The following is a 13,165-nucleotide window of genomic DNA, read 5'->3' on the forward strand; positions in this document are numbered from 1 at the left end:
TAAAGTTCATCTGATAGTATCTCTGCGAAGAGCGAAACTAGATACAAGACAAAGCCCCGGCAGGTCGTTGACCGGCAGGGGCTTTTTTACAACTGACAGGGTAAAATCCTTATTACAAAATCACAAATTTCTTTCATAAAATAGATTATAAACTAAAAATATCATGATTATGAAACAACGATTACTTTATGCGTTCCTGATGCTATTTGCGGTATTGGGGATGGCGAGAGCAGCGGATGTAAATATAAAAGTGACTTCCACCGGTGGTATGCCGGTAACGGTTACATTGGATCAGGCAGCTACGGTGACTGATTTAACAACAACGCATAGTGGAAAAGTCACGCTCAGTACCGATGGGAAAAAAGTGACCCTTGCGCAAGGGTATACAGCAGAAGTTGAAATTATTTCAACTTCTGCTACAACTGCTACTGTGACCGGTCGGATGGACAAGCTGGAAATAGCCGGCGACAGTAAACTGAAAACTCTCAATTTGAGTAAGGATAATTATGTAAAGGAACTGATCGTTTCCGGTTCTGCATTAGAATCTCTTACTTGTTCCGGCTTGGGAATGGAAACGTTGACTTTAACCGGTGCTTCTGCGTTGAAGACGCTGGATGCTTCTGATAATAAGTTGGTGTTTAGTGAGGTCTCTTTGCCTTCTGTTACAACAAAGTTGATAAGCCTTAATTTATCCGGAAATGCATTAAATGCAGCTCTGGATGTTTCTAGCTATAATGCATTAACCGAGTTAAATGTCTCTAAGAACAAATTAACAGGTTTGACAAGTCTTAATGCTTTGATTTCTTTAGCAAAATTGGATATTTCAGACAATAATATTTTGAAATTATCCGCTAATCCGGGTAATCCGGCTTGTGTAATTACCTGGGGAGTACAAACATTATCAGTCTCCTCGATAAGTGACTGTAAAGCTCATTCTGGAGTCCGTATCTCTAACTTAATTACTGAGGCTAATATTCCTGTAGGCGGTAAACCTGAATATTCAAATGTTACCTGGCAAGTAAAGAAGAATAATGTTTACGAAGAAGATAATAGTAAAACCGTTCATCAACCGGATGCCTGGGATGGTGAATACCGTTTCTACGATGCAACAACGAAAGAGTTTGTTCAAGGTACTTACCAATGTTCATTGACAACGGGCGGCCGTCAGTATAAACTTACTGATCTGACAGTGAATCCTGCTGAGTTTAGCTTGGGAGGTGTGTTACCTGTAAATGCAAATTCGTTTAAAGTCTCGGTAAACGGTGCTAATGCGGCTGATTTTGTAGCTAGTTCTCAAACTGTAAAGCAAGGGGATAAGCTCCTTTTTACATTAGACCCTGCAGATGGTTACGAAACGGCTGTTTATACGGTAAAAGGCATGGTTCCTGCTATCTCCGGCCAACAGGAACCATATAAAGGTAAATCGATTGAATTTATAGTTAAGGGGCTTTATGATGCAAAGACAATAACTGTTGCTCCTCAGATTACAGCAGTTGTTTTAGGTAAGGAGCATCCTGTTTCTTACGAAAACAAAACGCAGGAAGGTGGAAGTTTTACAGTTCAGAAAGTCTCCGGTACAACAGCATCCGATCTGGCTTCAGGTAAAACGATTGCAACCGGCGAAAAGCTGCTGGTTAAAATCAAACCGAATACAGGATATGATTTTAAGCTGACGGTAAATGGAACTGATAAAACATCTGAAGTTAAGACAGATCCAGCCGATGTTGTAAATTATACATATAGCGAGGATATTACTAATGCTAATTATGCAGATAATACATCTATTACGGTTTCTGTTACTTTTATAAATCCTTCAATAGATGCTTTTGTTAAAGTGAATGGAGCGGCATTGGCTTCTTCAATCGATTATATTGCAGATCAGAAAGTGATTATTCAAAAGCCGGATGGTTCTACAGAAGATGTTACTGATGGAACTGCTGTTGATTTACAACCGAATACAACGTATCAGGCTATTTTTACAACTAAAAAATTATCCGGTGGAACTGCCCCTGATGGAGTTTATCGCTTAAAAGATATAACTATCAACGGAGGTGAATTGAAAACCGTAGAGAAAGATAAGTCTGGTCAGGATATGAAATATACAGTTGCATTTACTGTAAAAACCTCAGATGTGACTATTTCTATTACAACAAAGACCATGCAGGAAGTGGATATTAAACCTGTGATTAATGCTGGTGTTAGTGGTCAGTTACAGACTTATGATGGTAAAATGAAACCTGTATTATTCAGTACCGTTCCGGCTAATTTGAATGAACATGTGAAGATTACCTATAAAACGAATGATGCAAATTCTACTCCAGTTGATACTCCTATCAATGCCGGTAAATATAAAGCAACTTTGGTATTTGAAGAGAATGACTCTTATATACCAAAAGTAGTGGCAGGTGTTGAGGATTTCGAATTGGAAATAACGAAAGCTTCATTGACTATCGAGACATTACCGATTGTAACAGTTGAAAAGGACAAGACGTACAAAATAACCGGTGGTAAAGTAATATTCAATAATGCTGAGATAAAGGGTACATTTGAAACATCATCTCCTTCGGCTTCAACTCCGGGTAAATCTCATCCCGTAAAAGTAACTTTCGCTCCGACCTTGCCTGCTGATAAAGCAAACTTTGAAGATGCAGAAGCAACCGTAAATGTGATGGTTCCGGGAAGTTCCCTTGATCTGTATAAGATTACAATGAATGAGTTGCCAACCTCGTACAGTATTCAATGGCTGAATGGCAATAAACCGGTGGATATTTCGACAGATACTTTTGCTGGTGATACAGAATTGACAGCTATTGTAACTTATCCAAAAGGAACAAAAGGTGTTGAGTTGAAGAAAACGTCTGATATTAGTCCAACTCTGGTTACTTCTACCACTACAGAAGATGGAATGTTGGTTTATACTGTTACAATAAAAGAAAATACAAACTTTAGTGTTGTCAAGGGCTCCGGTGATACCTATAATATTGAAATAGGAAGTCAGAAAACCGATTTCACGGGCGAACCGCTAGCATATAACCCTGAAACGGGATTGACGATCTCAGATAAGAATGATCAGCCTGTTTCTTGGGCTACTATTAGTTCTTCTGTATCGGTAACTTATAAAGATGCTTCCGGTAAAGTAGTTGCTTTGCCTGTCGATGCTGGTACATATACTGTTTGTGTGTCGATTGCAGCAGATAAAGCAACAGGGTACGTGGAGACTACTGCTGAAAGTGCCGCTTTTATTGTCAACAAGATTAAACCGGTTATTTATACAATGCCAAAGGCTTCCGTGATTGCCAAAGGACAGACTCTTTCTTTGTCTGACCTGACAGGGGGGGCAGTCAATATTCCTGGTAAATTTACCTGGAAAGATGGTACGAAATCTTTCTCTGTTGCCGGATCTTATAAACAGCCGGTAGTATTTACACCGGAAGCTGGATATGATAAGAATTATCTGTCTGTGGAAACCGGGGGGGAAGGAACCACTGCGCAAGTCGATTATGTCTCCGTTAGTGTTTCCGATCTGCAAATAGTAACTTTTGTACAGACGGAAGGAACAATAACCGTAACTAACCAGTTGGGACAAACATTACCTACCGGTAGTGCTGTAACAAAAGGAGATGTGCTGACTATAAAGGTTGAACCTCGTGAAGGTCTGGAACTGAAATCGCTGACAGTAAACGGCTCGAATAATACAGGAGTTTATACAGTGGGGACTTCCTCTGTCGCTATTGAAGCGACTTTCCAGCCTAAGGTGGTAGATCCAGAACCAAGTGATCCGGTGATCGACCCGAACAGCCAATACGCAGTAACTTTGCCGAAAGCAGGAGAAGTGCGTGGCGTTGTAATCAGCAAACCGGGAGTAAATGCTGTTTTGAAGGATAAATCTTTTAGTTTTACACTTGGAGCGTTAGCTGCGGATCTTGGTAATATCGTTGTAAAGGTAAACGGAACAGAGCTGAAATCGACAGACGGAACCTATACCATCGCAAAAGTAAGTGAGAATACTACCGTTCAGATCTCGTTGGCTAACCCTACTCCGTTGAAAGTTTCAGTGGAAACGGTTACGAAGAATGACAATGGATATGTGATGGGTAAAGTACAGGTGGATGGCCCGGCAGACGGTGTATGCTATTATAATGATGTGATTACATTGGTCGCATATCCGGAAAGTGGTGTGATGTTCAACGGGTGGTCGGATGATAAAGAAGTGAAGAGCCAGTTGCGTACGCTGACACTTACACAGGATGTAACTATTAAGCCTCTCTTTAGCGGCATACCGACAGGTATTGAGTCTGTTGTAACTGCAAGGATATATGGTACTCAAGGTTACCTCGTGATCGAAGGTGTTACACAAGGTAAAGTAACCATTGTCAGCATGGATGGTCGTATGCAGCGTCAACAGGTCAGTGGTGATGGCCGTATTCAGTTGGCAGGTGGTGTGTATGGTGTGATACTGGAAGATGGTTCGAATGTGATTCGCACTAAAGTGATTGTGAAGTAATAGCGAAGTTTCCATCAGGTAAAATACCTCTGGAAGAAATGATGTGCCCCCCGGAAGTCAGACTTTCGGGGGGCTATTTTTTTGATCGTATTTATATTGTAATACTATCGGTAACAGTCTGTTCTGTTTCGGCAAATAGTTCGGCGAAAGGTTTTGACTTCACAGGAATAGGGTCGTGGATGATGAGTTCGATGTGGTTGCCGAGTCCCAGAGGGAAGGACCCCCATTTGGTCATTTTCCATGAGTTGTTGATGGTGATCGGCACCATGTAAGCCGACGGTGCATATTTACAGAGGATTTTCAGTCCGTTTTCAGCAAAAGGACGGGGTTTACCCGTTTTACTTCGTGTCCCTTCCGGGAAAATCACTGCCGAACGTTTATTTTTTTCGATATATTCAGCCATTATACGGATGGCTGACAATGCCTGTTTCGGGTCTTTCCGGTCGATAAGCACGGAACCGCCATGATTGAGGTTGTATGAGATGCTGGGGATGCCTTTCCCCAGTTCGATTTTACTGATAAACTTAGGGTGTACCTTGCGCATGAACCAGCAGATGGAGGTAATATCATACAAGCTTTGATGATTTGAAGCAATGATCAGGGGCTGGTTAGCCGGAAGTTTTTCCAGTCCGGTCACTTTGTATCTTGTTCCCAGTACGTAGGTGTTGACAACTAGGAAAAAACTTAAAACATCCACGCTTTTTTTGTGTGCTTTGTAACCAAACAGGTTGAAGCATATCCATTGTACTACATGAAAGAAAGCCAATGTAAAACCAAATAACACATAATAGATGGCCGAAAGCAGGTACGAAATAATTTTTTCCATTTTATCATTCAAGTGTGTTAAACATAAAACGACAAGTTGCCGTGCAAATGAGCTGACAAATGTATGAAAAAATTACGGATAATTGTTGTAATATTTCTGTGTCTGCCAGCGTTGGGCGTTTCTTCTTTTGGAACGCGCACTGGGCATAAAGACCTGTTGGAGCAGATCGTCGAATGAGATACCCGACGGCTTCACGGCATTTGCCCGGATATCGGGGGAGACATAGAAAGAACCGAACATTTTAAAACGAGGTAATGGCTTATCCAGTCCGTACCGCATAAAGACGGCCGGTGGCAGATCTTTCAAGGCAACTTTCCGGTTAGGATTTTTCTCTTCTACATCTTCGGGACGAACATATTCAGAGAAGTCTTTTAGAATAGAAGAGGCAGGGGAGGCAGACGGTGCCATGATCATATTCGACGCCGGTTTGTCCGTGTTGATGAGTGTGCCGGATTCTATTGCTTTCAGCGCTTCCGGGTTCAGTTCTATCTTTTCCTTGCCTGAAATGATATTCTGAAGCCATACCGAATCCTTCTCTGTCCATTGTCCGTATACGTATTCCGTACCGTTCAGGCATATCAACATCCATATAATTATTCTTCTACTCATCTAAAATCGTTCAGCTTCCCGCATTTGTTTTTAATAAACGCGCGGGAAGCTGAAATACTGCATGGAATTTGTGTTTATTTAGTTTCGATTACTTCTTTTACCTTTGCCTTTAAATTGTCACCACGCAGGTCGCGAGCTATGATCGTGCCGTCGGGAGCAAACAGGATAATATGGGGAATGCCGTTGATACCGTATAACTTACCGGGAGTCTCTCCTGCATTTAAGATCTGAGGCCATGTTATTTTCAAATCAGTTATAGCTTTTTGCGTGTCGATAGTGCGATCCCATACAGCAACACCAACTATCTCCAGACCTTTATCTTTATATTGTTTATACACTTCTGCCAATACCGGAGTTTCTTCACGGCAAGGGCCACACCAACTAGCCCAGAAGTCGACCAGCGCATATTTCCCTTTTCCGACATAATCGGATAAAGAGGCTTTGCTTCCATCTTCTGCTTCGATTGTGAAATCGACAAAAGGTTTTCCTTCGGCCGTTTGTTCCAGTGCTTCAATCTGTTGTATCGTTTCCTGCATATTCGGAGTATTGCGAACGGTTTCGCCAAGCAATGCTATTCTAGGCTTTACCTGTTCAGGAGTAAGATAGATATTCAGATAATTCAAAGCGATTGCTCCGATCGGATTATTTGAGTTCTTGTTGAGGAAACTGTCGAGCATAGCGATAAAAGTTGGTTTCCATTCATTTTTGAAATAATCGCTTTGTTGCTGCATACGCTCGTTTTTATCCTCTATTTGTTCCATTAACTCGCGTTGTTTGGAGTCGATCATATCAGACATTTTATCCTGGGCAGTACGGAAATTAGCTAACTCTTTATTCAACAGTGTTCCCGACGGGAGTTCTGACTTGTCCAAATACAGATTGATTGTTCCGTTTTCAAGAATGAAAGAGACATGATATTCCCGGCTGGCTGTGATCTGACAAAAAGCAGGGGTGTCCATCTTTCCGGTGAAAGTGAAGGTGCTTCCCGTGATAGCAGTGCTGTCTATCTTACTATTGTTGTTGTCGCGGTTAACAATATAAATCGTTTCACCGTCCAGTGAATTATCAGGAATCGTACCGTTTATGGTATAAGTCGTAACCGGTTTTTCCGAACAGCCGCTGAGCAGCATTAATCCGGTTAACAATGTAAATAAAAAGTTTGTTTTCATATAGTTGATATTATAGTATGTACATACTTAGGTTAAATGAATATACGAAAGTATGAAAGATTCTTATATATATGGGTATATTATCTCCAATGGAATCGAATTATTAATTCTTTTTGGGTAGTGCCGATATTTGTTATTCCGCTTTTATCGACTCTGCCGGGTTTGCCTGTGCTGCCTGTCTGACTTGACGGAAGATAGAAAGAAGGACGATTCCGCAGGTGATAAAGAATACGGCTATAAAAGGCCATGCCGTCAGGTTGATATGATTGGCATAGGTTTCCAGCCATTGCTGCATCAGGATATATCCCAACGGTAGGGCAAACAGGTTGCTGATAATGACCAATATCAGATATTCCCGGAAGAATAATTGCAGGATATGCAGGAAAGTAGCACCATTCACTTTGCGGATGGCGATCTCTTTTTTCCGTTGCTGGGCAGAAAGGCTGACCAACGAATAAATACCGAATGTGGAGATCAGGATACAAAGGACAGCAATGATACTGAATACACTGAATATGACCTTCTCCGGGCGATTGAATTTGTCGACCAGATCGCTTAACCGGATACATAAATTGCTGTTGGGGATCCCGCTGTGGTTAAACTTTTGTACGACCTGCCTGATATATTCGGTCACTTCTTTTTGGTGCCCCGGCAGATGGCGGACATAGAAATATTGAACCGGAGAATATTCTTTCATATCCTGATCGGTATATAAGCGGAAAAAGATCGGCAGAACCGGATATTGCATCGGGGCATACAGGTAATCATTCAATATGCCTGCTACTTTCCGGTTGGAAGCCATGTGGCTTTTCCCGTCGTATTTATAGATATTTCGTTCCAGTAAATCTTTGTAACCCAGTTTCCGGAAGCCGGTTCTGTTGACCAGGAAATTGTCTGTATTACTATCGTCGAGCCATTCCCCGGCTTCCAGCGTGAGGCCGAACAGGGAAAAGAACTCTTTACTGACCAACATAATATAATCTTCCCGGGTTGGGTCTGTTTCTGCTGGGTCGAAAGATAAATGGGAGATAAAGGTTCCATAATAATCCCCCTGTTCAGTAAAGACTGGCGAGTTGACCGCGGTATAACAGATGGCATCCACAGACGGGTGATTGCGCAGTTCCGGAGCCAGTGTTCTCAGGTCGTATTCATATGCATTTTCAAAGCCCATATCTACCTGCAACACGTTTTCATACCGTATGCCTTTATCTTTGGTAAGGATAAAATGAAGTTGCTGGAAGAGAACCAGTGAAGTGAAAAAGAACAGGGAACCAATAAATATCTGCCCGGCTATCAGTCCTCTCTTGAAAAATACCGACTGATTTTGTGGATTACACAATACCTGCCGGATAGGAATAAAGCTGAATAACCCGAACAACACCGTGCTGACCAGTATCGCAGCCAGTCCGGTCAGAACCAAAGCAGACTGATCGATATGCCGTGAAACCCCTTCGTAAATGCCGTAATGATTCCAGGTGGTATAACTCTCGTAATAAGGGAAAATGACTTCCATTAGGCAGAATGCCAGCAGATAGGCAAAGAACATAGGGAAGAAAAGCTCGATCCATCCTTTCAGCAGCATCTGCCTGGGGGAGGCTCCGATACAAAGATAGGTTCTGTTTTTCTGTTTCTTACGCTGTTGCTGACCGATAAATAGTACCAAAAGATTCATCAAAGCGCTGAGGAAAGCCATCAGCCCGGCGAAAGCCAGGATATGGATATTACGTATCCGGCTTTCCAGTTCGGGATGGCAGTAGAGGTGTACTTCCGCCGGAGTACGCAGGTTTATTTTCCATTTATCTACATGATTTGCACCATGCGGATCGTCGGCATGGCTTTTGTATAAGGCCAGCTTTTCTTTGACTTTTCGGACGTTGCTTCCCGGATATAAGCGCACATAGGTTATATTCCGGTTCACATGCGGTATGGGTTTTACTTTGTTGATGATCAGAAACTGAAAGATGAGATCCGAATTATCGGGATAATCCTTGATGACCCCTACGACGACGGGGCGGTAATGTCCGGTCAGTTCGAACACTCTCCCGATACAGTTGGTCGTACCGAAGAATTTCATAGCTGTACTTTGGGTGAGGACAACAGATAAACCGTCCAGCACGGCCCCTTTGTTTGTCCCGGTGATGAAATCCGTCCTGAACATCTTGAAAAAGGAATGGTCACAAGTCAGTCCGTAGATATACTTGCTGGTATTGTTTTCTTTGATCGTATAGGTAGCGTTGGCAAAGATGCATATTTCCTGAATTTCAGGCAGTAATTTCTTCAGTTCGGCGCGGTCGTTGATATGAAGCTGGTCGAGGTCGGCTTCTGCCCCGGTAGCTTTTCTAGCTATCCCGGAGGTAGTCAGGCAATACAGCCGGTCACCCTGGGGATGGAAGTTATCGAAGTGCGTTTCCCACCACAACCAGTAGCCCCCCAGGATAAAGGCCGTAAAACCGATTGCCAGACCGATAATGCTGACAATCGCTTGTGTTTTATATTTAAGTTGTTCCCGGAAGGTTACTTTAAAATAGTGTTGTAACATGGATACTATTTGTTTATCAGATTTTATTTTTCAGGTTGTATCTTACCACATCCCGTCCACCTTGTTCGTTGGGGGACAAAGCTAATAAGTATTTACCTGATTTCTCTGTGGCGATTTTACGTAAGTTATGGTCGGCTTGTAAAGTTGCCTTATGTTTTCCGTCCCAATCGAATACATAAATCACTGAATTGCCGGTGAAGTCTGTCGAGCCGTCGAACAGGCAAAATACATACTGGTCTGAACAGCAGATATCGATAAAACATTTCTTACTATGCTCGGCATCCATATATTTATTCGTGATATCCGCGACAGGGATAGAATAATAGTCGGCAAAGGAAATGGCATCGGTCATATTGCCGTTGAGGTCGTAGAAGTTGACACTGTCGATGAAACGGAGGGCGGCAACGATCACTCCTTTTTCTTCATTGACTACGAGATCGGATGCGAATGCTCTTCTTCGAACATCATCGATCATCGGCACTTTGATTACGGGGTAAGGGGGTACTTTGTAAAGTCCGCCTGTTTTGTCCGCAGAATAAAATACCTGGGATCTGTCGGGATTGAACATGACTGCATACGTTTTATCAGGGGTAATGCAGCAGTTGGTACAGCCGTCACCCGGTGTAAATTCGAAAGAAGAAGTAGAGTTAACGGTGACTAGCGGTGCAGCCTGCGTGGCATCTAGGTTGATTCGTTTCAAACTGTGTGAGTCGTTATCCCAGACAGATATACCATTCTTCATCTTGTTGCAGGTGAAGTCATATTTTGTAAAGTGAGGGGAAGAGATAACGAAGGTATCTTTCTCTCTTAACTCGATCTGATGCAATGAGAAATCTTCTTTATTCCGGACTTGCAGGAGCGTATCGCTATAATAATCCATAAACGCATAATAATCGTCTGTAATAGCTATGTCGTAATAATTATGCCGATTGTTACCCTGAAAAACTATTTCTCCGGATAACTCTCCTGTGATAGTCGTTTTTATCTGATGATTTTTTACAGAACCTTTACTCCGGTCTCCGGAACAGGAAACGACTAAAAAAAGGATGCTGAGTAAGAATAGAGACTGTTTCATATTCATATGATTTTTGTTTATTCGGTTTTAATAATTTCTGCCGGGTTGAGGTTCGCAATCCTCTTTATTTGCCATATAATAGTAGCAGCAACGACGATAACCATCAGGATGAACAGGATAATGAACGGGATTACTCCGATCGGGATCCGTACGGTATAATGCTGTAACCATGATGTCAATATCATTATCAGTAAAGGGAAAGCAATAGCAGCAGAAATAAATAACTGTAAAATACTGCTCTTACAAAACATGAACAGGATCGTTTGCGGGGTAGCCCCGTTGATCTTCCTGATAGCGACTTCTTTTTTCCGTCTTTCCGTAGATAATGTAACGGAAGCGTATATCCCCAGTAAACTGATAAGGATACAGACAATGGAAAGAATAGATATCAGGCGGAACAGGTTCTGTTCGTAATTGAGATAAAACCCGGCCTGTTCCTTCATACTGTTGATATAGATCGGAGTCGCCTGATTGACGAATTTGTATAACTCCGCTTTTACTTCGGCCGGGAAGTCCTTCCTGTATTCCGGACTTACCTTTACAAGGCAGCTCATATTGACGCTATTTTCCGGGAAAGGCATGTAGATGCAAGGTAATACGGACTGGCTTGAATTCCAGTCATTCAGGTTGCTGATGGCATCCGGTAAGATACCGACAATCTGATAACTCGTCATTTCTTTTCCCCAATACCTGACACTGATCTGCATGCCGATCGGATCCCGGTTTAACAATCGGGCTAATGACTCGTTGATAATTGCCTTATCCGTTTCTTCCGGTTTGTATAATCTTCCTTTTACCGGTTTTTGGTTGATCAGATCGAAATAGGAAGGGTCGGTATAAACATGGCTAAGTGTTGTTTTTGCTTCCTGTTCCGTGATCCCGTCCCACGAAAAGCGGCCTTCACCCAATTGCCACGCTCCGGATAATCCCATCGCATTCCGGCAGACCGTTTTTATCTTCGGGTTTTGTTCGAACTTACGAAGCATATCCTGTCGGATGGGGACAAATTTATCTCCATTGAGAGATACTTCAAACAATGTGGTTTTGTCTGCCTCACTTAATCCTGCGGTCAGCCGGGATTCCAGAAGTTTGCTTTGTTGCAGGACAAACCAGGTCATTCCCAGGAAAAGGAAACAAATAACCAGTTGGATAGAAATAAATAAATGACGCAGAATACTGTGGCGCCGGATCGTTTTGTCGTTGAACAGGCTCTCTATGATAGAGAACTTTCCAATTTTACCGATCACTCCCAGGCAAAGTAGTGCAATCAGAATCAATCCGACGAAGCTATACTGTATCAACAGTTTAAATATGAAAGAACGGTTTAATGTGTAGTATAACTGTATGTTGCTTATATAAGGAGTAATCAGTTCGGTGATGATAAAACTCAGAAAACAAGCTACAATAAAAGCGATGGCCGCCTCTGTGAAAAGAAGCGTGAACAACGACCATTTTTCCGCCCCGTTCACCTGACGGATACCACATTCGCGGATCCGGTTCATCATCCGTCCGATTATAAAGATAACATAATTGAACAAGGCCGTCAGTAGGACTAACGCACCGATAGCGAAGAAGATTAATTCCGCACTGTCGAATTTCCCTTTCAGGAACAGCTCCCTTCGCAGTGTCAGCGGCTTGAGCTGCACTTTTAATTCGGCAATGGCATCTTTCCCTCTGAGATATTCCAGGCTATAATTCGCTAGTTTCTTATTTAATTGAAACAGATTTATACCCGGTTTAATCTTTACATAAGAAGAATACCCGTTGTAGTGCATCGAACTTTCCGGATCGGCAATTGCCGGGTTCGTGGTATTCAGTTCGATACCGCTGTATCTCTCCAGAGAACTTTGTACGGGAAAGTCTTCGATGACTCCCTGAATGGTGAAAACTTCCTTTTGGTCGTTGAAGTCATCGATGTTCGTAAAGGTCTTGCCAACGATATCCAAGGTGCCGAATAGTTTGTAAGCCGTTTTCTCTGTGACCAGAATAGCGTTCGGTATCTGTTGAATGTTCTTCTCATTTCCATTGATAAGCCGTATATCGAAAAAATCGAGGAATCCGGGTTCTGAGAACAGGAATACTTCATTAAAGTAACTGACCGTTCCGTCAGCAGCCGTTATTTCACAGAGTTTATCTGTGTAAGGCCCTATATTGCTGTAAGCTATGGCCGATTCTATTTCGGGAAAAGCTTTGGCTAAGGCGTAGGGTGCGTAATGTTCGTAACAGATTTCTGATCCCTGTTCCGTTTCAGAGTAGAGGATGCAGATCCGGTCGATATCCGTGATGCTTCTTTCCCAGGCCATGCTTGTCCGTAGGGTGTAAGAACAGAAGGCAAAACAGGTAACTCCCACCGCCAGCCCGATAATGCTGATAAGTGACTGTTGCTTATACTTCAACAGGTTGCGTATCGCTATTTTCAAATAGTGCTTTAACATACTCAATC

General features: G+C 42.5%; 7 protein-coding genes. 1 reads left to right on the forward strand and 6 read right to left on the reverse strand.

All coding sequences use genetic code 11. The features are described 5' to 3' along the window. Positions 1 to 169 precede the first annotated feature (169 nt). Positions 170 to 4,504: a leucine-rich repeat domain-containing protein gene (locus HMPREF1212_RS01095; RefSeq protein ID WP_157316938.1), complete on the forward strand. Its 4,335-nt coding sequence runs from the start codon at positions 170 to 172 to the stop codon at positions 4,502 to 4,504. A 91-nt stretch (positions 4,505 to 4,595) separates the two neighbouring features. On the opposite strand, the gene HMPREF1212_RS01100 is transcribed toward HMPREF1212_RS01095, so the two are convergent. The 6 genes from HMPREF1212_RS01100 to HMPREF1212_RS01125 form a co-directional block, all read right to left on the reverse strand. Further along, positions 4,596 to 5,330, reverse strand: a complete 735-nt coding sequence (locus HMPREF1212_RS01100) for a lysophospholipid acyltransferase family protein (protein ID WP_046148127.1) — start codon at positions 5,328 to 5,330, stop codon at positions 4,596 to 4,598. A gap of 72 nt (positions 5,331 to 5,402) precedes the next feature. Then, complete coding sequence (locus HMPREF1212_RS01105; protein ID WP_028729907.1) at positions 5,403 to 5,939, reverse strand: DUF4858 domain-containing protein; 537 nt, start codon at positions 5,937 to 5,939, stop codon at positions 5,403 to 5,405. Between the two features lie 74 nt (positions 5,940 to 6,013). Next, a complete protein-coding gene (locus tag HMPREF1212_RS01110; RefSeq protein ID WP_046148128.1) occupies positions 6,014 to 7,108 on the reverse strand; it encodes a TlpA disulfide reductase family protein in 1,095 nt (364 codons plus the stop codon). A 133-nt stretch (positions 7,109 to 7,241) separates the two neighbouring features. Next, positions 7,242 to 9,647, reverse strand: a complete 2,406-nt coding sequence (locus tag HMPREF1212_RS01115; RefSeq protein ID WP_046148129.1) for an ABC transporter permease — start codon at positions 9,645 to 9,647, stop codon at positions 7,242 to 7,244. A gap of 16 nt (positions 9,648 to 9,663) precedes the next feature. Then, positions 9,664 to 10,722 carry a hypothetical protein gene (locus HMPREF1212_RS01120; protein ID WP_046150185.1) on the reverse strand — a complete coding sequence of 353 codons (1,059 nt, stop codon included), beginning with the start codon at positions 10,720 to 10,722 and terminating at the stop codon, positions 9,664 to 9,666. Between the two features lie 17 nt (positions 10,723 to 10,739). Beyond that, on the reverse strand, positions 10,740 to 13,157 hold the full coding sequence (locus tag HMPREF1212_RS01125; RefSeq protein WP_046148130.1) for an FtsX-like permease family protein: 2,418 nt from the start codon (positions 13,155 to 13,157) through the stop codon (positions 10,740 to 10,742). Positions 13,158 to 13,165 lie beyond the last annotated feature (8 nt).

The sequence above is a fragment of the Parabacteroides sp. HGS0025 genome (assembly GCF_000969845.1).
Taxonomy (GTDB): domain Bacteria; phylum Bacteroidota; class Bacteroidia; order Bacteroidales; family Tannerellaceae; genus Parabacteroides; species Parabacteroides gordonii.

Bases quoted from the DNA above. Each gene is read 5' to 3' on its own strand.
- HMPREF1212_RS01110 (WP_046148128.1), bottom strand. From the start codon at position 7,108: ATGAAAACAAACTTTTTATTTACATTGTTAACCGGATTAATGCTGCTC.
- HMPREF1212_RS01115 (WP_046148129.1), bottom strand. From the start codon at position 9,647: ATGTTACAACACTATTTTAAAGTAACCTTCCGGGAACAACTTAAATAT.
- HMPREF1212_RS01125 (WP_046148130.1), bottom strand. From the start codon at position 13,157: ATGTTAAAGCACTATTTGAAAATAGCGATACGCAACCTGTTGAAGTAT.
- HMPREF1212_RS01105 (WP_028729907.1), bottom strand. From the start codon at position 5,939: ATGAGTAGAAGAATAATTATATGGATGTTGATATGCCTGAACGGTACG.
- HMPREF1212_RS01120 (WP_046150185.1), bottom strand. From the start codon at position 10,722: ATGAAACAGTCTCTATTCTTACTCAGCATCCTTTTTTTAGTCGTTTCC.
- HMPREF1212_RS01095 (WP_157316938.1), top strand. From the start codon at position 170: ATGAAACAACGATTACTTTATGCGTTCCTGATGCTATTTGCGGTATTG.
- HMPREF1212_RS01100 (WP_046148127.1), bottom strand. From the start codon at position 5,330: ATGGAAAAAATTATTTCGTACCTGCTTTCGGCCATCTATTATGTGTTA.